At 64.3% G+C, this 21180-nt stretch carries 18 protein-coding genes; 8 read left to right on the top strand and 10 right to left on the bottom strand.

Going from position 1 to position 21180, the window contains the following annotated elements; translation table 11 throughout:
• Nucleotides 1-134 precede the first annotated feature (134 nt).
• Both ACP7D4_RS06545 and ACP7D4_RS06540 read right to left on the bottom strand, forming a co-directional pair.
• The gene (locus ACP7D4_RS06545; RefSeq protein WP_426208273.1) at nucleotides 135-1013 is read right to left on the bottom strand and encodes a hypothetical protein; all 879 of its coding nucleotides are present in this window, start codon (nucleotides 1011-1013) and stop codon (nucleotides 135-137) included.
• On the bottom strand, nucleotides 1013-3259 hold the full coding sequence (locus ACP7D4_RS06540; RefSeq protein ID WP_426208271.1) for a M1 family metallopeptidase: 2247 nt from the start codon (nucleotides 3257-3259) through the stop codon (nucleotides 1013-1015). Before ACP7D4_RS06540 ends, ACP7D4_RS06545 begins: the two co-directional genes overlap by 1 nt.
• A 379-nt stretch (nucleotides 3260-3638) precedes the next feature.
• On the opposite strand from ACP7D4_RS06540, the gene ACP7D4_RS06535 reads away from it, so the two are divergent.
• From ACP7D4_RS06535 to ACP7D4_RS06520, 4 genes are all read left to right on the top strand, one after another.
• Nucleotides 3639-4268, top strand: a complete 630-nt coding sequence (locus tag ACP7D4_RS06535) for a hypothetical protein (protein WP_426208269.1) — start codon at nucleotides 3639-3641, stop codon at nucleotides 4266-4268.
• 269 nt (nucleotides 4269-4537) lie between these two features.
• On the top strand, nucleotides 4538-5413 hold the full coding sequence (locus tag ACP7D4_RS06530; RefSeq protein ID WP_426100597.1) for a cobalamin-binding protein: 876 nt from the start codon (nucleotides 4538-4540) through the stop codon (nucleotides 5411-5413).
• 111 nt (nucleotides 5414-5524) lie between these two features.
• Complete coding sequence (locus ACP7D4_RS06525) at nucleotides 5525-6244, top strand: thiol:disulfide interchange protein DsbA/DsbL (protein ID WP_426100599.1); 720 nt, start codon at nucleotides 5525-5527, stop codon at nucleotides 6242-6244.
• The gene (locus ACP7D4_RS06520) at nucleotides 6241-6561 is read left to right on the top strand and encodes a hypothetical protein (RefSeq protein WP_426100601.1); all 321 of its coding nucleotides are present in this window, start codon (nucleotides 6241-6243) and stop codon (nucleotides 6559-6561) included. Before ACP7D4_RS06525 ends, ACP7D4_RS06520 begins: the two co-directional genes overlap by 4 nt.
• Before the next feature lie 176 nt (nucleotides 6562-6737).
• On the opposite strand, the gene ACP7D4_RS06515 is transcribed toward ACP7D4_RS06520, so the two are convergent.
• Nucleotides 6738-8039 carry an ATP-binding protein gene (locus tag ACP7D4_RS06515; RefSeq protein ID WP_426100603.1) on the bottom strand — a complete coding sequence of 434 codons (1302 nt, stop codon included), beginning with the start codon at nucleotides 8037-8039 and terminating at the stop codon, nucleotides 6738-6740.
• Between the two features lie 390 nt (nucleotides 8040-8429).
• Here ACP7D4_RS06515 and ACP7D4_RS06510 point away from each other — a divergent pair, with 390 nt between their 5' ends.
• On the top strand, nucleotides 8430-9323 hold the full coding sequence (locus ACP7D4_RS06510) for a MipA/OmpV family protein (RefSeq protein ID WP_426208267.1): 894 nt from the start codon (nucleotides 8430-8432) through the stop codon (nucleotides 9321-9323).
• Nucleotide 9324: 1 nt separating this feature from the next.
• Complete coding sequence (locus tag ACP7D4_RS06505; protein ID WP_426208265.1) at nucleotides 9325-10020, top strand: hypothetical protein; 696 nt, start codon at nucleotides 9325-9327, stop codon at nucleotides 10018-10020.
• A 49-nt stretch (nucleotides 10021-10069) separates the two neighbouring features.
• Here ACP7D4_RS06505 and ACP7D4_RS06500 read toward each other — a convergent pair whose 3' ends face one another.
• Nucleotides 10070-10756: a response regulator gene (locus ACP7D4_RS06500; RefSeq protein ID WP_426208264.1), complete on the bottom strand. Its 687-nt coding sequence runs from the start codon at nucleotides 10754-10756 to the stop codon at nucleotides 10070-10072.
• Nucleotides 10757-10953: 197 nt separating this feature from the next.
• Between ACP7D4_RS06500 and ACP7D4_RS06495 the strand changes: the two genes are divergently transcribed.
• Entirely contained in the window at nucleotides 10954-11658 is a 705-nt protein-coding gene (locus ACP7D4_RS06495) for a glutathione S-transferase N-terminal domain-containing protein (RefSeq protein WP_426208263.1), read from the top strand.
• Nucleotides 11659-11665: 7 nt separating this feature from the next.
• Here the strand turns inward: ACP7D4_RS06495 and ACP7D4_RS06490 are convergent, their stop codons facing one another.
• The 3 genes from ACP7D4_RS06490 to xseA all read right to left on the bottom strand — a co-directional run bounded on the left by ACP7D4_RS06490 (nucleotide 11666) and on the right by xseA (nucleotide 14878).
• On the bottom strand, nucleotides 11666-12718 hold the full coding sequence (locus ACP7D4_RS06490; RefSeq protein ID WP_426208261.1) for a DUF1176 domain-containing protein: 1053 nt from the start codon (nucleotides 12716-12718) through the stop codon (nucleotides 11666-11668).
• A gap of 123 nt (nucleotides 12719-12841) precedes the next feature.
• Nucleotides 12842-13420: a superoxide dismutase [Fe] gene (gene sodB, locus ACP7D4_RS06485; protein ID WP_426100615.1), complete on the bottom strand. Its 579-nt coding sequence runs from the start codon at nucleotides 13418-13420 to the stop codon at nucleotides 12842-12844.
• Nucleotides 13421-13516: 96 nt separating this feature from the next.
• Entirely contained in the window at nucleotides 13517-14878 is a 1362-nt protein-coding gene (gene xseA, locus ACP7D4_RS06480) for an exodeoxyribonuclease VII large subunit (RefSeq protein ID WP_426208259.1), read from the bottom strand.
• 579 nt (nucleotides 14879-15457) lie between these two features.
• On the opposite strand from xseA, the gene ACP7D4_RS06475 reads away from it, so the two are divergent.
• Nucleotides 15458-16471, top strand: a complete 1014-nt coding sequence (locus ACP7D4_RS06475) for a hypothetical protein (protein ID WP_426208257.1) — start codon at nucleotides 15458-15460, stop codon at nucleotides 16469-16471.
• A 285-nt stretch (nucleotides 16472-16756) separates the two neighbouring features.
• Here the strand turns inward: ACP7D4_RS06475 and ACP7D4_RS06470 are convergent, their stop codons facing one another.
• The 3 genes from ACP7D4_RS06470 to ACP7D4_RS06460 are packed head-to-tail and all read right to left on the bottom strand — an operon-like array spanning nucleotide 16757 to nucleotide 21168.
• A complete protein-coding gene (locus tag ACP7D4_RS06470; RefSeq protein WP_426208255.1) occupies nucleotides 16757-17497 on the bottom strand; it encodes a hypothetical protein in 741 nt (246 codons plus the stop codon).
• A gap of 36 nt (nucleotides 17498-17533) precedes the next feature.
• On the bottom strand, nucleotides 17534-18931 hold the full coding sequence (locus tag ACP7D4_RS06465) for an HlyD family type I secretion periplasmic adaptor subunit (protein ID WP_426208253.1): 1398 nt from the start codon (nucleotides 18929-18931) through the stop codon (nucleotides 17534-17536).
• Nucleotides 18928-21168 (bottom strand): type I secretion system permease/ATPase, encoded by a 2241-nt coding sequence (locus tag ACP7D4_RS06460; RefSeq protein ID WP_426208402.1) that lies wholly within the window; start codon nucleotides 21166-21168, stop codon nucleotides 18928-18930. The genes ACP7D4_RS06465 and ACP7D4_RS06460 overlap by 4 nt, the downstream gene beginning before the upstream one ends.
• Nucleotides 21169-21180 lie beyond the last annotated feature (12 nt).

Raw genomic sequence — 21180 nt, 5'->3', positions numbered from 1 at the left:
TACATCGTCCTCGCGTACGCGGGGACCCATGGAACGATTGCTCAGTTGAACCGTTCTATGGGTCCCCGCGAGGACGATGTGGTGCGGGGACTGGTTATATCGATTGCGCGGGCTCTTCAAGAACGCGCCGCTTTTTACCCGCGCTGCGAGCGCGCCAGTTCTACCAGCACGAATAGGCGCGCGCTGCGCATCCAGCCCAGCACCGCCACCGTGACCTGCACCAGCAGCAGCGCGCCGAGAAAGCCCGCCAGGCTGGCGCCCGAGACGTTGATGCGCCCGACAACGAGCGCCCCCGCCAGCGCCAGGCCGACAGCGCTGATCAAAAAATATCCCCCGAAAGTGGCCAGCGGACGCTTGAGCAGCAGCTTGCAGCCCGACCACCAGGCCTTCACCGCCGACGTGCGGCGCCGCTCGATCGCCAGCGCCGCGCGTCCCGCGTCCAGCGTGGCGTGCGCGAGCGCCAGCAGCAGCGCGGCGAGCGCCAGCGCGCCATAGTCGGCCAGGTCGGCGCTCGACTCGAGTATCGCGCCGGCCCCATACTCGGCCGACGCGTCCAGTGCGATGCCGCCCAGCGCGGCGGCCACGCCCAGCACAATCACGGACCAGACCAGCATGCGCAGCATGCGCGGATATTCGGCCAGGCCGCCCGCGGTCAAGGCGCCAAAGCCCAGCGCGGCCGGGGCGCGCGCGGCGCTTGCCGCCATGCCGCTAAGCAGCGGCGAAATGAGCAAGGTGACGATCAGCGCCACCACGCCGGCCACGTTGAAGGCAGCCACGTTCTTGCCGTGCGCTGCCATCAGGTCGGCAAACACGGTCAGGTCGAGCTGCCTGGCAAATTCGGCCGCATGCACCGAGTAGTCGAGCTGCGCGCTCATCGTTTGCCAAACGGTCAGCCCGAGGATGGCGGTCGGGATCAGCATCCACAACACCCACAGCAGCAGCAAGCGCCATTGCAAGGCGGCGCGCGCCGCGCGCGGGACGGCGGCAAACGAAAATGGCGGGGTCGGGTTCATCATACGTTCGCAATCAGGGAAAAGAGGAGGGTGAAGATGGCGGCCAGGTCAGCGCTCCAACGGCGCGAGGCGCGAGTGTCCGCTTTCAGCGTGCGGCTGTCGTCCAGTTTGCTCACGTCCAGGTAATGCATGCGCTGCGGGTCCAGTTCCACCGACACCGCGCGGCTCGGCTTGAGCCAGGTGTAGCGCTGCCAGCGCGCCTCGTTGTTCCAGGTCACGGTCTCGCTGCTGCCGTCGGCGAACTTGACCAGCACCGTCTGCGGCACGGGCGCGCCGCGCCGGCGCAGCACCACGCTGGTGCGGTAAGGGAAGGGGCCCGCAGCCGCCCTGGTACCCGCTTTGGTACCCGCCTTAACGTTCGGGTTGGCCTTGTTCCATGCTGCGCGCAATGCGGCAACGCGCTTGTCGACAGCGTCCGCGTTTTCCTCGACCCAGGTGCCCTTGACGTCGCGCGTGCCGCGCTGCGGCAGCACTTCGTCGCTGGAGAACTTGTCGACCCGGTCGTCGATCTTGGCGGTGGCGTAGACCTGCTGCGCGAACACCGCTTCCACCACGGCGCGCTGGCCGCTGCCGTCGGCCAGCGCTTCGCGCAGGTCGGCCACGCTCGGATGGCGGAACTTCCAGCGCTTGTAGTATTCCTTGAATGCGCGCTCGGTCGCGTCCTTGCCCAGGCGCGCTTCCAGGTCGCGCATCATGGTGGCGCTGCGTACATACGCCGGCCCGATGCCCTGCAGGCGGTCATAGGCGTTTTCGCCAATCGGATCGGCCGGTTCTTCGCGCGGGGCGCCGGCGCGCTCGCCGTCAAAGCCCTTGGCCGAGAAAGTGATGCCGATCGCCTTCAGGAAGGGCGTGACCGGATACACGTCCTGCTTGCGCTCGACCAGCATGCGGTGGTCCCAGTATTCGTTCAGGCCTTCGTCGAGCATCGGCTCTTCATGTTCGTTCGACGCCAGGATGCCGTAAAAGTAGCCATGCCCAAATTCGTGGATGGTCACGAAGTCGATGTCGAATGCGGCCATTGTCTTCGGTTCGACGCGCGTCTTGCCTTCGACCGTCATGAAGGTCGGGTACTCCATGCCGCCCGCTTCGGCAGCGTTAAAAGGCGGGACCACGACGGTCAGCGTCTTGTACGGATACGGCCCCAGCGTGCGCGAAAAGTAGGCCAGCGAATCCTTGGCCGCTTTCATGGCCGCGATGGCGCTCGCTTTCATTTCCGGCGGGTAAATGACCGACAGCGCGACTTTCGGGCTGCCCGGGCCGGTCCAGCTCTCTTGCAGCGGCTTGGCGCTGCGATTGTCGGCCGTCCAGGCAAAGTCGTGCACGTCGCCCTGCACGTAGTGATGGGTCAGCATGCCGTTTTTTTCAACCGGCGGCGCCTGCAAAACGCCCGTCGCGCCGATGGTGTACGCCTTGGGCGCGGTCAGCGTGACGTCGTAGTTGCCGAAGTCGGCGTAGAACTCGGATTCCTGGTGGTGCTCATGCACGTTCCAGCGCGGGGCCGTTGCGCCCCGTTCGCCGGGCAGTTCGAGCACGCCGATCTTCGGGAACCATTGCCCCACCAGGTGAAAGCTGCCGAAGTAACCGGTGCGGGCGATGACGCGCGGCAGCTTGGTCAGGAAATCGATGTCCATGACGGTCGAGGCGCCCGGTGCCACCGCCGCCGGCAGGTCGAAACGCACCACCGTGTGGTCGGTCTGCGGGCCGTTGTCGGGATGGACGTACGACCAGGCAACCTTGGCGCCGCCTTGCGTCACGCTGCGCAGCGCAATGTGGCCCCATTCGCCTTGCTTGGTGCCCACGCCTGTGCGAAAACCCTTGCCGCTGTTGCGCTGTTCGGTAAAGAAGGTGCTCTCGCCGCCTTCAAAGGCGTTCATGTAGAGGTGCAAATAGACACTGCGCACTTCCACCTTGCTGCGGTTTCGCCACGTCAGTTTTTGTTTGCCTTCGACCGTGTGCTTGACCGGGTCGAGCGTAGCGGCGATCTGGTAATGGACGACCCGATCCGACAGCGTGGCTTCGGCGCCGCTGCGCTGCCCACCCCACGCATCGGGCAGGCTGGCCACGCTGACGGCGCTGCCCCGCGCGGGGGCCAGCGCAATGCCGGTATCGGTGACTGGCTGCGCAATCGGCGTGACGGCAACGTTTGCCTGCGCCATGATTTCTTCGTGGAAGACACTGCCGGCAAGCAGCAGCGCTGTGATCGACAGCACTTTGACAGCGCTATGACTGACTCTGGTTAAGGTCATGCATGACTCCTGATGGGAACGGTGTTTTTGTGCTGCGAACTATAGCTACATGAGTTATAAAAAGCCAATCAATCCGACGAATGTCGCCAAAACAATGACAAGCGGGAACGCTGGCCAGACGAAAGCAAATGCACGCGCCTGCATACGTGTGGAAACAGGGCGGGTGAAACTATCTCGAGGACCATGTTGGTACATACATTTCCGTGACGAATTTCACGGCGACGGGAGGTGGGTAGTGCGATGCCAGTCCCTATTGCATCGTGTCGAATTCGACGCCTCGTTTTGTCGAATCGTCGCCTGGTTTGAAACTTGGGCGCGTCAAGATTGCCTAATAATTCAAAGAGGCCCCAAATTCGACAAATCCAGACGGAGAACGAGTATGAATGCAATAGGGAGTCACACCGTACCCACCCACCTCGTGGCCGAGTTGGCATTGCACCTGCGCAATAGCGGCAGCAAGCTTTCCGTAGTGCAGGCTGCTACTGCCGCCATCCGTGCATGGATCGCGGCAAACTCGCCGCAACCGTCACCGGCCCCTGCCGATCCCGCAAGCAGTCAGGGTTACCAATGGAAAACCCTGTTCCTGCCCAGCGGCACCGAGCTGCGCATGTCTACCCGGCAATCGACCTATCACGCGCGCGTTGAAGGCGACGACATCCTGTTTCAAGGGCGTCGCGTGTCGCCGCGCGGCTTCACGCTCGCCGTTGTTGGCGAAGGGCGCAACGCTTGGCGCGACGTGTGGCTCAGGTTACCTGGCGAACGTTACTGGAAGCAAGCGGTCAGTTGCCGCGCCGACCAGGAACGCACGCTGCGCGGCCAGGCTGCCAAGGGGCCGGCCTCACCGGCCGACACGGTCGCCGCCGCCGCGCTCGTGATGTCCGACGCGCTCAAGACCATGCTCGAACTGGTGGAGCGGGTCAGCGCGCGCCCGGTGCACGCCGACGAGCGCCGCACCACGGGTGCGCGCCGCGAAGAAGACATTCTGGCCGACCATTGCGCTTTCGATTAGCGACGCCGCTGCGTTTATAATGGCCCCGTTTTAGTGTCCGGCTTAGTGTCCGGCTTAGTGTCCGGCTTAGTGTCCGGCTTAGTGTTCGGCTTAGTGTCCGGCTTAGTGTTCGGCTTAGTGTTCGGCTTAGTGCCCGCTCTAGTGCCCGCTGGCGTCACCGCGCCTGCGGGAACGCCGGCCTGATGTTTGTAACGCGTTAACAATGTAGAGACGACCATGATCATTCCCGCCGCGCTCTGCCGCGCACCGGCCCCGTGAAGGGCGCCGCCATGCTTCGCTTTACCATCGGCGCCTTGCTGGCGCTGGCCGCCGCGTCATCAGGCGCTGCCATCTCCGTGCTCGACGACAGCGGCGCGCGCGTCGTGCTGCAGCGTCCCGCGCAACGCGTCATCTCGATGGCGCCGCACGTGACCGAATTGCTGTTTGCGGCCGGCGGCGGCGCGCGCGTGGTCGGCGCCATCAACTACAGCGACTATCCCGAGGCGGCCCGCCGCGTGCCGGTGGTCGGCAGCAGCAGCGAGCTTGACATGGAGCGCGTGCTGGCCCTGAAGCCGGACCTGCTCGTGGTCTGGCAAAGCGGGAACACCGCGCGCCAGCTTGAGCAACTGCGCCAGACCGGCATCCCCATTTTCTACAGCGAGCCCACCCGCCTCGAACACGTGGCCGACAGCCTGACCCGCTTCGGCGTCCTGCTCGGCACCGAACCGGCTGCGCAGGAGACGGCGCAAAATTTTCGCGCCAAAATCGCCGCGCTTGAAAAACGCTACGCCAGGCGTTCACCGGTGCGCCTGTTTTACCAGATCTGGGACAAGCCGCTTTTCACGCTCAACAACAGTCAGATCGCCAGCGACGCCATTCGCCTGTGCGGCGGCGTGAATATTTTCGGCCAGCTCAAGGTCAAGGCGCCGATGGTCAGCACCGAAGCGGTGCTCGAACAAAATCCGGAAGCGATCATCGGCAGTGTGCGCGACGACTCGCCCGAGGCTGGCCTGAACATGTGGCGCGCGTACAAGGGCATGCTGGCGGTGCGCCGCAACAACCTGTTCAGCCCGCCGGAATCGCTGACCCGCGCCGGGCCGCGCATGGCTGCCGGCGTGGCCGACCTATGCGAAAAACTCGAACTGGCGCGTCAACGCCGGCGGTAACCCTGCGTTACAGAGGTAAGTAATTGCAATAATGCTCCCGCCGGCCCGGGCCTGGCCCAAAAAAGTGGTAATCTCGCGTCGTTCGCTCAATCAATCAACAAGGACTACCTTATGCGTTCCCTCCGTCTTGCTGTCGCCGCCGTCGCCATGATCGCCACCACCGCCATGGCAACTCCTGCCGATCCGAAAAACGGCGCCGAATATACCACGCTGGCCGCGCCGCAGCCGACCCAGGCGGTTGGCAAGAAGATCGAAGTGATCGAATTTTTCGCCTATCACTGCCCGGCCTGCAACCTGATGGAGCCGCACGTGGCCGAGTGGGTCAAAAAACACGGTAGCGACGTCACCTTCAAGCGCGTCGCCTTTCCCTTCCAGGGACCGGCCGATCCGGAAGCGCACCTGTGGGTAACCTTGGATGCCATGGGCAAGAGCGACGAATACGGCCCCAAGGTGTTTCGCGCCGTGCACGTCGAGCGCCAGCGCCTGATGACTGACGCGGCCATCTTGGATTGGGTGGCCAAGAGCGGCCTGGACAAAGCCAAGTTCACCGAATACTGGAATTCCTTCGGCGTGCTGACCAAGCTGCGCCGCTTGCCGCAGATGGTCTCCACCTACAAGATTGACGGCACGCCGACCTTCGTCGTCGACGGCAAATACGTCACCTCGCCAGGCGCGGTAGGCCAGGCCAACCCGGCCATTCCCAGCAGCGGCGTAGCGGGGGCCGCCGGCGCCACGCTCGACGCCCTCGTTGCCATGGCGATGAAGGAAAAAGGCTACAGCGCCGCCGCGCCGGCGGCGCCTGCGCCAGCGAAGAAAACCGTGAGCAAATGAGCGACGAAACGGAAAAAAAGATCTTGAAAATTTACGACGGGTCGCGGCCCGACGTCAAGGATCTGTTCGAGACCAGCCACGTCAATCAGGTCGCGTGGACGCTGGCGGTGTTGATGGCTGGCCTGGCGCTATGGCTGGCCATCGCCTTGGTCAATGCAGAAAACCAGCGCCACGCCTTGATGACGAAGCAATGCGAGGACAAGGTTTTCAAGGGCGAGGTTGACGTCATCTGCATGCAGGTTGTCAACTCGCGTCCCCACTGGTGGGAACACCTGTGGTACGGCCTCACGCACCTGCAGCCGAGCGTCAAAGAATAGCGCGCCAGCCCCGGTAGATCGTCGCGTTGCCAAGGCAAGTAGGTCGGATAAGCGTAGCGCAATCCGACGTGCGTGAACGTGACGCATGTCGGATTGCGCTACGCTTATCCGACCTACGACACGACGCCACTGTGGCAACATCCTCGTTTGCCAAAAATCGACGCCCCCCACTACCCCTAACCCGGCAAACTGATCACAAACCGCGCCCCTCCCAATACCACGGACTGCTCCACCCGAATCGTCCCCCCATGCAGCGCCACCGCCTTGTGTGCGATCGACAACCCCAACCCGAACCCGCCGGTGGCCCGATCGCGGCTGCGGTCAAGCCGATAAAACGGCTCAAACACGCGCGCGCGTTCCTGCTGCGGAATCCCCGGCCCGTCATCCTCCACCACAATCTCCAGCCCCGCCCCGCGCCTGGCCGACAGCACCACGGTCGCATCGCAATACTTCTGCCCATTGGTCAGCAAATTGCCAATCGCGCGCGCCAGCAAGCGGCGGTCGGCCCGGACCATGCCCAGCTGCTCGCCCAGCACCACCTGCACCTTGCAAGTTGACGGCGGCAACGCCGCCACACAACCGGCCAGCAAGGCGTCGACGCGCGCCTCCTCCAGCTGCAAGGCCTGCGCGTTATCGAGTTTGATCATCCCCAGCAACTCATTGACCAGCCCATTTAACTCCTCGACATCGCCCTCCATGGCCGCGATGCGCGGCTCGAGCGCCGCATCGCCCGCGTGGGCGCGCAGCAATTCCAGCGCAAACCCCAGCCTGGCAATCGGCGTGCGCAATTCATGCGACACCGAATGGATCAGGTTGCGCTGAGCGTCGAGCAAACTCTGGATGCGCCCGGCCATCAGGTTCATGCGCTCGGCCAGCGGATACACACTGGCCCCCGGCTTGAGTATCGCGCGCGCCGATAAATCCCCCGCGCCCACCTGGTCGGCGACCTGCGAGAGCACCTGCAAGCCCATCCAGTGCGAGCGCGACCACAGCGCAATCGGAATGAGCAGCGCCAGCGCCACGATCACATAGCGTACCGCTTCCATCTGCAGCGCCAGTCCTATATCGATGGGCAAGTCGCGCGCCAGGATTACCTCGTCGGCGCTGCCCACGTAGTAGCTGCCCGACAGGTCAACCCGCCGGTAAAACGCCTTGCCGGAGATGTCGAGCACGACCTCGCCGCGCGCGAGCGCCGCATGCAGGTCGCGCGGCAGGGCGGTGCGCGCATCGGCCAGCGCGATGAGTTCGATATTGATGCCCGACACTTCGCGCACCTTGTTCAGGCGCACCAGCCACTCGTCGCCGGGGGCCTTGTCGACATACTGTTCGATGAGAAAAATCTGGGCCGCCGCCTGGCGCCGCGCGATGTCGTCGAGCGGGTCGCCGAACAGGCGACTGATGACGAAATAGATGACGAACGTGGCCACCGTGATAGACAGCATGACCAGCACGAAAAAGCGAAAGAAGATGCGGTTCATGCACCCTTTCGCGGCAGCGCCCCACGTTCTGTTGCCAAAACCATCTGCTTTCCTCCTGCCAGCATTGTATGCGAGGCCGATCGGCTTGGGAACATTACAAATGGACGACAAATACGGGACAGTGTGAGGGGGAATGGGAATGCATTGTTGCCTAAGATGAAGTTATCGGTTTCCGTTTGCCCACCGATGCAGCAGTATCGTGGGCTTTTTTTATTCGCAGTACGCGCAACCGGTCCGGCCGCCGCACGCCTAGCGCGTCGCCTGGCGGCCCGGCCGGGTGCCATGTTACATGCCGTGCAATTACTTGCCGTGCACCTACTTGCCGTGCAATTAGGGATGTCAACGGGCAAGGTAGAATATGAGCCATCCGGACTTTCCCCTGACACCACCATGAAAACGTTTCTCGCGCCGCCGCCGCCGCTGACGCTGTTGCTCACGCTGTTGCTCACGCTGTTGTTCACCTGCAGCGCAGCGCAGGCCCAGACGCCCGCGAACAACCCGATGCCCGACGGCAGCCGCGACCTGTACATCGGCCTGGGCGCCATTACGCAGCCCGTCTACCAGGGCGGCAACGCGCGGCGCGTGCGCGCGCTGCCGCTGCTGCAGCTTGAGTGGAGCAATGGCGTGTTCGTCTCCGGCATGAGCGCCGGCATGCATCTGTCGCAGCAGCCCACGCTCGAATACGGGCCCCTGCTATCCGTGCAGACCCGGCGCGGCGCCGATGGCACCGGCGAGGCCATCGACGGCATCGGCCAGCAAACCGTCCCCGGCGTGATGCAGCCGACCAGCCAGCGCGGGGCAGCGTCCGGCGGCGACGGCTTGCAAGGCATGGACCCGATCAAGGCGCGCCTGCAGGCCGGCGCGTTTGTCAACTATGACGTCACGCCCACGCTACGCCTGACCAACAGCGTGCTGTACGGCGCCGGCAAGTGGCATGACGGCCTGGTCTGGAACCTGGCCGTGCAGCACACCGCCGCCGACATCACCGCGCACCACCGCTTGAGCTGGTCGGCGGGCGCCACGCTGGTCAACAACCGCTACAACGCCAGTTTTTTTGGCGTCGGCGGCAGCGAAGCGACCAGCAGCGGCCACCGCCCGTACGCGCCCGGCGGGGGCGTGCAGGATGTGTATCTGGGGGCGCGCTGGAACTGGGCGCTGGCGCCCGGCTGGCTGCTGGTCAGCGGGGCGCGCGTCACGCGATTGCAGGGTGACGCGCGCCATAGCCCGCTGGTACAGCGGCCGACAAATGTTTCCGTTTCTTCTGGCCTGGCCTACCGGTTCTGACATGCGCGCATTCACCTCCTTGTCCGCGTTGTTTGCACTGCTGTTCACGGCCGGATCGGGCGTGGCGCAAGTCAATGACGGGCAATGGGTGAGCTACCGCGACGCCTACCGGGCGATGGTCGCGTTCGAAAAGTACGGCAAAAGCAAGCACTTCATCCAGAACCACTTCCAGGTCATGCCCCAGGACAAAAACCTGGCGCCCGAAGGCTTGCAGCTATCGCTGCAGGGCAAGGGAACCAGTGTGAACCTGCCGCTGGACGCGACCGGACGCACCGTCTTCCCGCTGCTCAAGTCGGCATACGACGAGAATGCGGCGCTGGTGTTAAATCGCAAAGTGAGCCAGTACGTATTCCGCCCGCGCATCTCGATTGTGGTGCGAGCGGACGGCGTGTACGAAACGGGCGACCTGCGCAGCGCCTGCGAAGAAGCGCTCGCTTACCAGCGCACAGTGGACGCCACGCTGCGCGCGCTGCGTTGCACCGGCGTGCGCTTCGTCTTCGCGCGCGGCATGGTTGACCCGGGCGTACGGGTGCGCAAAGGGGAGGGCGAAGCGCTGACGACGCAAGACGGCCCGGCCTTTCCGGGCGACCCGTACGAAGGCTTCCGGGTAGTGACCTACCGCTTCAGCGCGGCGGGCGAAAAGAGCCACGTCGTCACCCAAAACGCCCCCCTGGCGATCAACCCCATCTACGAATAGCCCACCACCCGCATAGTCGCCAGCGCAACGTAGGGCGGAAAAGCGCAGATCACCCCCACGCCGACGGCGAAAACAAATACCCCTCACCCCACACCGTCTTGATCTTTTCCGAATCCACATCATCGAACTTGCGGCGCAACTTGGAAATGCAGTTATCAATACTGCGATCGAGCCCATCGAACTCAATCCCCCGCATTTTCTTGAGCAGCGCATCGCGCGAGAGCACATGACCGGCCGACTCGGCCAGCACCAGCAGCAGCTTGTACTCCGTATTACTCAGCACACACGGCAACCCGCGCCACGTCACGCTGCGGTCGCTCACCGCAATGGAGAGCGCCCCGAACACCATGCCCTGGCCTTCCGGCTCGCTCCTGCCGCTAGCGCGCCGCATCAGTGCGCGCAGGCGCGCCAGCAGCACGCGCGGCTGCACCGGCTTGTTGACGAAATCGTCGGCGCCCTGTTCCAGCACCGACACTTCATCATACGAATCCTCGCGCGCCGTCAAAATCAGAACCGGCACCGAGGAAAGCTCGCGAATCTGGCGGCACACCACCATCCCGTCCAATCCCGGCAGCATCAGGTCAAGCACCACCACATCCGGGGCCAGCGACTTGAAACTGGCCAGCGCGGTGTCGCCGCGGGTGACCAGGTCGACCGTGAATTCATAACTGTTCAAGTATTCCGTGACCAGCTGCGCCAGGCGCATATCGTCTTCCACCAGCATCACTCGGTACATGGCATATCTCCTCGGCGGCTATTGTATAAGAGTCGCGCCGCCAACGGCCAGATGCGCAAAAGGGCGGACAAATGGATACATTTGATGACACGCCAGCGTGCTGAAAATCTGCGACCGACTCCGAACATTCCAGCCCCCAGCGTGATTTTTGAATAGCACGTAGACTCCAGCGCTACCCATCTTTACCAGGAGCCAGCATGCCCGACCTGTCCACCTTCCCCATCACCAAAAAATGGCCCGCCAGCCACCCGGAGCGCCTCCAGCTCTATTCGCTGCCCACGCCCAACGGCGTGAAGGTTGCCATCATGCTCGAAGAAGCAGGCTTGCCGTACGAGCCGCACCTGGTCAGTTTTGACAGCGCCGACCAGACCTCGCCCGAATTCCTCTCGCTCAACCCGAACAACAAGATCCCGGCCATCATCGACCCGAATGGCCCGGACGGCGCGCCGCTGCCGCTGTTCGAGTCCGGCGCCATTTTGCTGTATCTGGCCGAAAAAACCGGCAAATGCCTGCCCGCCGATGCCCCCGGCCGCTACGAAACGATCCAGTGGCTGATGTTCCAGATGGGCGGCATCGGCCCCATGTTCGGCCAGCTCGGCTTTTTCACCAAGTTCGCCGGCAAGGACTATGAAGACAAGCGCCCGCGCGAGCGTTACGCGGCCGAAGCGAAACGCTTGCTGGCCGTGCTGGACCAGCGCCTGGCCGGGCGCAACTGGATCATGGGCGATGCGTACACGATCGCCGACATTGCGATTTTTCCGTGGGTCAATACGCTGAACACCTTTTACGGCGCCGGCGAACTGGTCGGGATCGCCGGCTACACCAACGTGATGCGCGTGCTGGAAGCCTTTCTCGCGCGCCCGGCGGTGCAGCTTGGCATGCAGGTGCCGCACCGGGAGTAAGCGCCCGCTAGCGGGCCGGGCGCACGTCGCTGACGATGCGCGGCAAATTCCATGCACCGCCGGCGGCCACCATCCGGCACATGCCCGAAGTCGCCGAACTGGTATGGATGAAGGTGGTCCCATTCCAAGTCCAGGCGTCGCTGGCGCGGCAGTCGCCCAGGCCGCGCTCCTTCTGGCTGGCCACGATGGCCGGCTCGTCGGCCTCGCTGCCCGAGGTGGTCACCAGCACTGGGTGAAACGGCGGCGCGGCGTCGACCACCCAGTACCCGTCGCCCACGTTGTAAGCGCCCGCCCAGCAGCGGGCCGACACCAGCAGGCGCTGCGCGTCGAGCCGGCGCACCGTCAGCGGCGCTGCCGCGGCGTCGTCCAGAACGGGGCAGTAATCCTGCTCGCCCAGGCTGGCGCGCAAGGCTTGATGCAAGGGCGCGGCCTGCGCCTGGGCCCAGTGCGCATCTGGCGGCGTGGTGCTGACCCAGCGCGCCGCATTGACCACCGGAACCGGCGTTGCCGGCAGCACCTGCGCTTCTGAGCGCGTGCCCGGCTTGAGCAAGGCGCCGCGGGTGCCGATGCGGCGCTGAAAGTCATCCATCTTGAGCAGCACCGCCGCCGCGCCTTCGCCCGACAATTGCCAGCGCTGCGTGCCAGCCGTCCAGGCGATGCTGGCCGTGCCGGGCAGGGCGGCCAGCAGCGCGCCCAGCACCTTGGGCGGCAGGGCCACATTGCTGCGCCCGGCCATCACGCTGCCGGCGTCACGCCCGTCGATGCGCAGCGTCAGCGCGAGCACCGGCGGCAGGCGCGCCGCGGCATCGACTCGCTCGCCGAGCAGCAACTGGCCGCTGACCGGCTGGCCCGGACCGGCGCGGCGCGTCAGCAGCACCGATACCGGCGCCGCATCGGCGCTGCGCTGGTAACCGGCGGCGCGGCACGTGCCGGTGTTGTCGCAGGCAAGTTCCCAGTCGGCATACGAAAAATACAATCCGGGAAGAACTTCTTGTGCCTGGGCGGAATGGGCCAGGCAGGATGCGGCAACAATGGCCGGCAGCAATGAACGAAAGCGCATGACGAGATCCCTCGAGATGAGAATCCACTATCGCTTGTGATGAAAAAAAGGCCCTTGTCTTGCGACAAAGGCCTTGTTTGCAGCGCGCGCCGCGGTGCGCCGCACAGCGCGCGCCGTCGCTTGTTACGCGAAGTTCTTGGCCACGAAGTCCCAGTTGACCAGGCCCCAGAACGTTTCCACGTACTTGGCGCGCGCGTTGCGGTAGTCGATGTAGTAAGCATGCTCCCAGACGTCGCAGGTGAGCAGCGGCTTGTCGCCGGTGGTCAACGGGCAGAGCGCGTTGGACGTGTTGACGATATCGACCGAACCGTCGGCCTTTTGCACCAGCCATGTCCAGCCGGAACCGAAGTTGCCCAGGCACGACTTGGTGAATTCTTCCTTGAACTTGTCGAACGAACCCCACTTGGCGTTGATCGCGTCCGCTGCGCCGCCTGCTGGTGCGCCGCCGCCGGCCGGCTTCATGCCGTTCCAGTAAAAGGTGTGGTTCCACACCTGGGCCGCATTGTTAAAGATGCCGCCGGACGATTTTTTGATGATCTCTTCGAGCGACAGGTTCTCGAACTCGGTGCCCTTGATCAGGTTGTTCAGGTTGGTGACGTAGGTCTGGTGATGCTTGCCATAGTGGTATTCGAGCGTCTCTTTGGAGATGTGCGGCGCGAGCGCGTCCATGTCGTAGGGGAGTGGCGGCAGTGTATGTTCCATGGCTTGTCCTTTGGTGTTGAGAGCGTGATTGGCGTTAAGAGCGTGATGAATGTGAAAACGACCCTTATTGTAGTGCGTCTCGGCTTTCGATGCAGGCTAATCCAGTGCGCCCTGCACGCTGGCAACCCCGACCTCGGCGCTGCCCTCGGCCAGGCGGATGTTGAGCAGTTGGCGCGGCGCGATCTGGGACGGCGAGCGTAGCACGTTTCCGGCCCCGTCGCGCACGATCGCGTAACCCCGTTCCAGCGTGCGCTGGGGATTGAGCAGCTCGAGCTGGGCCGACAGCGCGCCCAGCGCATGGCGCCGCTGTCCCAGCTGGTAGGCGAGCGCGCTGGCCAGGCGCTGGCGGTGCGAGTCGATCTCGATCCGGCGCGCGCGCGCATCGGGCTTGTGGCTGGCCCAGCGCGCGCGCAACTGCGCCAGCGCAAAGCCGTGCCGCCCCACCGGCGCGCGCACCGCGTGCGTGAGCGCGGTCGACAGCGCCACCAGTTTCAGGCGCTGGTGGCCAATCTGGGCCGACGGGCTTTGCAGCCTGCGCGCCAGGTTGTCGAGCGACTGGCTGGCCTCGCCCAGCGTGCGCCGCATTGCGCGCCGCAGGTCGACGGCGTCGGCACCCAGCGAGGCCATCCAGTCGGCGTGCGCGGTGGCGGCCAGTTCCGCCGCTGCGGTGGGCGTGGCGGCGCGCACGTCGGCGGCAAAGTCGGCAATCGTAAAGTCCGTCTCGTGGCCCACGCCGGCGATCACCGGCATGCTGCACGCGGCGATCGCGCGCGCCACGACTTCTTCGTTAAAGCTCCACAAGTCTTCGATCGAACCGCCGCCGCGGCACACCAGCAGCACATCGACTTCGACCCGGAAAGACGCGCTGGCAATCGCCGCGGCGATCCGTTCGGCCGCGCCCTGGCCTTGCACCGGCGCCGGGTACAGCACCACGCGCACGTGCGGCGCGCGCCGCTTGAGCGCGCTGAGAATGTCGCGCAGGGCCGCCGCGTTGGGACTGGTGACAATGCCCACGCTGCGCGTAAACAGGGGCAGGGCGCGCTTGCGGTCCTGGTCGAACAAACCCTGCGCGCCCAGCGTGTCCTTCAGGCGCAGGAACGCTTCGTAGAGGGCGCCCACGCCGGCGCGCCGGATCGCCTCGACATTGATCTGATAGTCGCCGCGCGCCCCGTACAGCGTGACGAGCGCGCGCACCTCGACCTTGTCACCTTCGCGCGGCGTAAAGCCGGCGAACTGCGATTTGCCGCGAAACATCACGGCGCGCACCTGGGCGGCATCATCCTTGAGCGTGAAATACCAGTGGCCGGAACTGGCGCGCGTAAAATTGGAGATTTCGCCGCCGATCCAGGTGAGCGGAAAGGAGCGCTCGAGCAGGCGCGCCACCTGCGCGTTGAGGGCGGTGACGGTCAGTACCGGCGGCGGTGTATAGCTGGAATCGGGGTCGGGCGAAGTCTGCATGGGGAAAGCTGTCCACAAAAATTTACGACGGTCATGCTTATGTCACAGTTCCGCCGCGACATCAAGTATTTTTTATAAGTGTTTGATTATAAAAGAAAAACGCTGGCTGCGTCATTTAGAGGCAGTGGACGAAAACCCTTATAGATCAATGACTTTGGCGAACCGCTCCATAGTTGCTCACAAAGTTATCCACAGATTCTGGTGATAGATCCACAGGAGCCGGCCCGCCCTTGCGCTGGTAGCAAAATGGGCCGACTCCATGCATACTTTGGCTATTCGACAACCTTTATCCGGACGCGGCAGATGACAACAAGATCCATGGCGGCGGCGCTTCCGACACGTTTGAAGGGCGCGACTGTCCGAACAGTCGGCGCAGTTGGGGCAGTTGGGTCAGTCGCCGCTTTTGTCTGCTTTGCGCTGGCCGGATGCACCCACACACCGACCGATGCGGACGTCAGTTTAGGCTGCGAACCATGGAAAACGACGTCCCGCTGGAAAGGACCTGATCCGTCCGACATCCCCCGACCATCAAGCAGTCCCATCGTTCGCAAACTCGACCTGTCGGACAATGGCGAACTGATGGACCGCTGCCAGTGGACGGACGTCCTGCTTGAAATCGGCGGCGGCGCTACGGCGACGGGCAGTGCGCACCGGTCGAAATTCGTCGTCTTCTACGTGCATGGCTGGAAGCACAATTCTGCTCCTGCAGACAGCGACCTGCAAAATTTTACCGCGCTCGTTGCCAAGCTGACGGACGCCAAAAAGAACAGCGGGCAAGACGTGGTGGGCGTGTTCATCGGTTGGCCGGGTGCCTCTAGTCCCGTGCCGGGCTTGAAAAACCTCACGTTTTGGGACCGCAAAAATGCGGCGGACCGCGCCATTGCCGTCTCAAACGTCACCAAGCTGCTGGGCGCCGCGGCTAACATCAAACGGCGCCGGAGCGATCCAAAAGACTTCATCACCGCCATTGGCCACAGCTTTGGCGCGCGCATCTTGTTCTCATCGGTCGCGCCCGTCCTGCTGCACAACCAATCGATGGCCCATCCGGGCGGCCACGGCGTCTACGATGCCTTTTATGGCGCGGCGAACCTGACGATCTTGCTCAACCCGGCCTTCGAAGCCTCCCGGTTTTCCGCCTTCAACAGCAACCGGCGCATCCAGGAACAATACAACCGGGCGCAAGAGCCCACGCTGCTGACAATTTCCACCTTAAACGACTATCCGACGCGCTTTGCCTTCTCCGCGGGGCAACTCCTGACGGGCCGCTGGAGCGAACGGGAACGTACTACCTTGGGCAACTATGGCGACTACGTCACGCACACGCTGCGCAAAACCGCGAGCGCGCCACAGCAGCTGGCCGACGCGCGGTGGTTCGATCAATTCTGTGAAAAGACAAAAAACGAGCGTGGCAATGAGGAGACGCTGTGCCTGACCCGTACCGCGCAGGAAGCGCAGCCTGGCAATCCTTTTCTCGTCGCCCGCACCGACGGCACGATTTTGAATGGCCACAACGGTATCTGGAAAGATACCTTCCAGACCTGGCTGATCAAGTTCATCGAAGCGACTGAACTTGCCCAGCGCCAGCAAAAATAGCCCGCCTTGCCGCACAATTCGGGCCGCGCGTCAATTCGGGGTCAGACCACAAGTGGAAAAGCTGGCGGCGCTACAAACTTAAGCAGGTGCAAAAAGTCATTTGTTTTCAATGGCTTGTCGAGCAACCCGAACGGTTGCACACAAAGTTGTCCACAGAAGATGTGCAAAAGATGAAGGAAGGAAAAGGCAATCTGGACGCCGAAGTGTCGGCTATGGCGTCGGAAAAGGACGTAGTCGCCTGGGCGGCCCCCTTATCCGACAAGCGCCGTCGAGACCCCTGTCGCTCTACCGGAACGAATCGAAAATGGCAACGGTCTGGTTCTGGATATCACGCCAATGGGGAAGCAGAGCCGAGTCGTAGTCCATCGAAAATTCCAGATGCCGTACCCGGTCTTGATACGTGTGATCGCAGTGCTGACCTTTCAGCTGGCGCGCATAGGCACTGCATTGAATCAGCGTGCAGGCCGCGCCGCTGCTGTCGTCCCAGTACATAGACACCGGCCCGCCATAGGTTCTGGCATCGTTGTAGGGCGGCCTGGACGGCGCGTTGAAGCGGTGCAGGCCGCCGAAATGGCGTTGCGGGTCGCGCTCGAAAACATCCTTGTCAGTCAGGAGCATGGCATGTCCCGGCTGGTCCGCGTGGGCGATCGTGTAATTCATGCAGGTGCGTGCCGCTCTCGTTGCCAAGTCGGCGTCAACGGCCGGCGTGTAGCCCAGCACCGCCACCTTGATCCAGTCGGTATGCGCGTAGGCACGCAGGAAGTCGGCGCGCTCGCGCGGCAGCATGGGCACCATGCTGGGATAGCGGAAACCCCATAAATTGTCGGTGATGAATCTGCGTCCGGCCACCATGCGCGTGGTGGCAAGAAAGGTATAGCGCTCTGGGGGAAACACCACGTGCACCCCGTTCAGGTAGCCGTCGAGCGGGGGCGCCGGCGCCTTGGGCCCGCGCAGCATCAATGCCAGCACCGCGGCCAGCACCGCGGCCAGCGCGCAGGTCGCCAGGACGGGATAGATCTCTTTCATTATTTCTCCTGCGGACAGGCCCGCAAACTGGGTGGATCAGCGTTCGCGCAGGCTTTCGCCGCCGGCCTTTTGCACGGGACTTAACAGGAAATCGATAATGCGCCGGCGCCCGGTCTTGATTTCGGCCGTGATGTTCATGCCCGGCGCCAGCGCCACACGCTTGCCATCGATGAGCATATCCTTTTGCGCGAACGTCAGCGTGGCCGGATAAAAGGCGCCATGCTTGTCGTCCGTGACGGCGTCGCTGGTGACCACGTCGACCCGCGCGCGCACCGTGCCGTAGCGGGTGTACGGAAAGGTCTCGAGCTTCACGTCCACCATCTGGCCGGCATGCACGAAGCCGATGTCCTGGTTGGCCACGCTGACCTGGGCGCTGACCTGGGCCGAATCGGGCACCACGATCATCAGCTCCTGGGCCGGGGTGACCACGCCGCCGGCGGTATGGATGGCCAGTTGCTGGATCACGCCGGCCACCGGCGCGCTCAGGTGGGTCAGCTGTTTGCGCTGGCTTGCCTTGCTGTGTTCGGCGTCGAGCTGCTGGTAACGGCTCTTGGCCTGCGCTTCGCGGTCGCTCAGGCTGCGCACCGCTTCGGCGCGGTAGGCCGCCTTGGCCTGCACCGATTCCTGCAGCGCCGAACGCGCTTCGATCAGGCGCGCGCGCTGGGTTGCCAGGTCGCGTTCGAGCTCGATGCGCTCGCGCGTCTTGTCCTGGGTGGCGTGGCCCGACATATAGCCCTGGCCCACCAGCTGCTTGAAGTCCGATTCGCGCGACTGGGCCAGCGGCACCGTCGCCTCCAGCTTGGCAACGCCCGCCTGCACCGTGTTCATTTCGGCCTGGCGGTGATCGCTGTCGGCGTCAAGCCGGGCCAGCCGCGCGCTGATGTCCAGCCATTCCGACTGCAGCTGGGCCGCATGCTGCGCGTTGTCACCGGCATCCGTGCGCCGCCCGTCGGCCAGCGCACGGAGCAGCGCGGCGCTGCGCTGCTGTTCGCTCAGGGCCGCGCTGCGCTGTTCAGCCACGCTGGCCTGGTCGGCACTGGCGGCGGTGGGGTCCAGTTCCACCAGCAGTTGGCCGGCCTGCACATGCTGGCCATCCTTGACCAGCACGCGCCGCACCACGCTCGCTTCGAGCGGCTGAATCAGTTTGGTGCGGTCGCTCACAATGATGCGCCCCGGCGCCACCGCCACGATATCGACCTGGCCGATGATGGACCAGGCCAGCGCCAGTACGAATAGTCCCATCAGGCACCAGGCCAGGCGCCGCGGCGCCGGGTGGGGCGGCGTTTCCTGCAGGCTGATGGCGGCCGGCAGGAAGGCCAGTTCGTCGGCCAGGCGCGCCGGACCGGCCAGCGCGGCGCGCTCGTCCCAGGCCGCGCCCAATACGCTGCGGTAGCGCGCGAGCAGCGCGCGCAGCGGATGGGGAGCGCCGCTCATGGCTGCGCCGCCGCAGCGGCGTCGATCGGCTGGCCGCCATCTTGCATGCGCCACAAGTGCGCATACAGGCCCGGCTGGGCCAGCAGCGCATCGTGGGCGCCGGCTTCGACGATATGGCCCTTGTCCATGACGATGATGCGGTCGGCCCGGCGGACCGAGCTTAAACGGTGGGCGATGATGATCACGGTGCGTCCCTTGCAGATCTGCGCCATGTTGCGCTGGATGATCGCCTCGCTTTCGTAGTCGAGGGCGCTGGTGGCCTCGTCCAGGATCAGGATGCGCGGATTGGTAAACAGCGCCCGTGCGATGGCCACGCGCTGGCGCTGGCCGCCGCTCAGGCTGCCGCCCTGTTCGCCGACCATGGTGTCGTAGCCTTCGGGCAATTCGCTGATGAACTCGTGGGCGCCGGCCATGCTGGCCGCGCCGATCACCGCTTCCAGCGGGGCGCCCGGGTCGGCAATGGCGATGTTTTCGCGCACGCTGCGGTTGAACAGCAAATTGTCTTGCAACACCACGCCCACCTGGCGGCGCAACTGGGCCGCGTCGATCAGGGCGATGTCGATGCCGTCGACCAGCAAGCGTCCCGCTTCGGGCGAATACAGGCGCTGAACCAGCTTGGTCAGCGTGCTTTTTCCCGAGCCGGAGCGGCCCACGATGCCGAGCACTTCGCCGGCGCGAATGGCCAGCGACACGCCGTTGAGCACGGGCGCGGCCTGCGGCCGGTAGCGGAAGGTCACGTTGTCGAGCGTGACATGGCCCTGCAGCTGGGGCAGTTGGGCGGCGCTCGCCGGCGCCACTTCGGTGCGGGTGTTGAGGATGTCGCCCAGGCGCGCCACCGAAATGCCGGTTTGCTGAAAATCGGTCCACAATTGCGCCATGCGCATGATCGGCTGCGACACGCGCTGGGCGAACATAGTGAAGGCCACGAACTGGCCCACCGTCATTTCATTGTCCATCACCAGATGGGCGCCGTACCACAGCGTGGCCGCCCCCACCAGCTTGCCGATCAGGTTCACCCCCTCGTGGGCGATGCTGGCCAGGTTCTGGGTCTTGAAGCTGGCGGCGACATAGGCGGCCAGTTGCGCGTCCCATCGCTTGCCGAAAGCCGGTTCGAGCGCGGTCGCCTTGACGGTCTGGATCGCGCTCACCGTTTCCACCAGCATGGCCTGGTTCTCGGCGCCGCGCGCGAACTTCACGTCCAGGCGCTGGCGCAGCAGCGGCACCACCGCCAGGCTGAGGCCAAAGTAGAGCGGCAGGCTGACCAGCACGATCAGCGTCAGCGCTACGCTGTAAAACATCATCAGCGCGATGAACACGATGGAAAAAAACACGTCGAGCACCACCGTGAGCGCGTTGCCGGTTAAGAAATTGCGGATATTTTCCAGTTCGCGCACGCGCGCCACCGAGTCGCCCACGCGGCGCGCCTGAAAGTAGGCCAGCGGCAGCTGCACCAGGTGGCGGAACAGGCGCGCGCCCAGCTCGACGTCGATGCGGCTGGTGGTATGGCTAAAGACGTAGGCGCGCAAGGCACTGAGCACGCTCTCAAAAATGACCACCACCACCAGGCCGGTCACCAGCACATCGAGCGTGGTCACGCCCTTGTGCACCAGCACTTTGTCCATCACGACCTGGAAGAACAGCGGGCTGACCATGGCGAACAGCTGCAGAATGAAAGAAATGAGCAGCACTTCGCCGAGCAGCTTGCGGTATTTGACCAGGCTGGGAATGAACCAGGAAAAGTCGAACTTGGCCAGCGCGCCGGTCAGGCTGGCGCGGCTGGCCACCAAAATCAGCTGGCCAGTCCACTGGGCGGCGAAGGCGTCCAGCGCTTCAATCATGGGTCGCCCGCCGTTGCGGCCCGCTTCCTGGTACAGCACGCGCTGGCCGTCGCACTGGGCCAGGATGACAGCGCGCAGCGTGCCGTGCTCGCTGTGCATCAATGCCAGCGCCGGCAAGGGGGTGCTGCTGAAACGCTCGGCGGTGGTGTTGCTCAGTTTGGCCTTGAGGCCGAGATGACGGGCGCAGTGCAACAGATCGTTCACCGAAGGGGCGTCGCTGGGGGACAGGCCGAGCTGGTGGGCGACGGTGGCCGGGTCGGCGGGCAGTTGGTGAAAGTGAGCGATCACGCACATCGCACGGAGCGCCGCCAGCGGGTCCGACGCCGACTCTGGCGCAACACCGGGCGCGCTGGACGCCTGGGCGGCACCATCGGCTTGCCCCTCGACTGCCACCTGCATTGACATCTGCAC

The sequence above is a fragment of the Massilia sp. TWP1-3-3 genome (assembly GCF_049897805.1).
Lineage (GTDB): Bacteria > Pseudomonadota > Gammaproteobacteria > Burkholderiales > Burkholderiaceae_D > Telluria_A.
Note: the sequence above shows the minus strand (reverse complement) of the source record. Positions and strands in the feature narration are given on the sequence as shown.

Coding starts and splice junctions, on each gene's coding strand:
- ACP7D4_RS06545 (WP_426208273.1), bottom strand. CDS start 1,013: ATGAACCCGACCCCGCCATTTTCGTTTGCCGCCGTCCCGCGCGCGGCG.
- ACP7D4_RS06540 (WP_426208271.1), bottom strand. CDS start 3,259: ATGACCTTAACCAGAGTCAGTCATAGCGCTGTCAAAGTGCTGTCGATC.
- ACP7D4_RS06535 (WP_426208269.1), top strand. CDS start 3,639: ATGAATGCAATAGGGAGTCACACCGTACCCACCCACCTCGTGGCCGAG.
- ACP7D4_RS06530 (WP_426100597.1), top strand. CDS start 4,538: ATGCTTCGCTTTACCATCGGCGCCTTGCTGGCGCTGGCCGCCGCGTCA.
- ACP7D4_RS06525 (WP_426100599.1), top strand. CDS start 5,525: ATGCGTTCCCTCCGTCTTGCTGTCGCCGCCGTCGCCATGATCGCCACC.
- ACP7D4_RS06520 (WP_426100601.1), top strand. CDS start 6,241: ATGAGCGACGAAACGGAAAAAAAGATCTTGAAAATTTACGACGGGTCG.
- ACP7D4_RS06515 (WP_426100603.1), bottom strand. CDS start 8,039: ATGAACCGCATCTTCTTTCGCTTTTTCGTGCTGGTCATGCTGTCTATC.
- ACP7D4_RS06510 (WP_426208267.1), top strand. CDS start 8,430: ATGAAAACGTTTCTCGCGCCGCCGCCGCCGCTGACGCTGTTGCTCACG.
- ACP7D4_RS06505 (WP_426208265.1), top strand. CDS start 9,325: ATGCGCGCATTCACCTCCTTGTCCGCGTTGTTTGCACTGCTGTTCACG.
- ACP7D4_RS06500 (WP_426208264.1), bottom strand. CDS start 10,756: ATGTACCGAGTGATGCTGGTGGAAGACGATATGCGCCTGGCGCAGCTG.
- ACP7D4_RS06495 (WP_426208263.1), top strand. CDS start 10,954: ATGCCCGACCTGTCCACCTTCCCCATCACCAAAAAATGGCCCGCCAGC.
- ACP7D4_RS06490 (WP_426208261.1), bottom strand. CDS start 12,718: ATGCGCTTTCGTTCATTGCTGCCGGCCATTGTTGCCGCATCCTGCCTG.
- sodB (WP_426100615.1), bottom strand. CDS start 13,420: ATGGAACATACACTGCCGCCACTCCCCTACGACATGGACGCGCTCGCG.
- xseA (WP_426208259.1), bottom strand. CDS start 14,878: ATGCAGACTTCGCCCGACCCCGATTCCAGCTATACACCGCCGCCGGTA.
- ACP7D4_RS06475 (WP_426208257.1), top strand. CDS start 15,458: ATGGACCGCTGCCAGTGGACGGACGTCCTGCTTGAAATCGGCGGCGGC.
- ACP7D4_RS06470 (WP_426208255.1), bottom strand. CDS start 17,497: ATGAAAGAGATCTATCCCGTCCTGGCGACCTGCGCGCTGGCCGCGGTG.
- ACP7D4_RS06465 (WP_426208253.1), bottom strand. CDS start 18,931: ATGAGCGGCGCTCCCCATCCGCTGCGCGCGCTGCTCGCGCGCTACCGC.
- ACP7D4_RS06460 (WP_426208402.1), bottom strand. CDS start 21,168: ATGCAGGTGGCAGTCGAGGGGCAAGCCGATGGTGCCGCCCAGGCGTCC.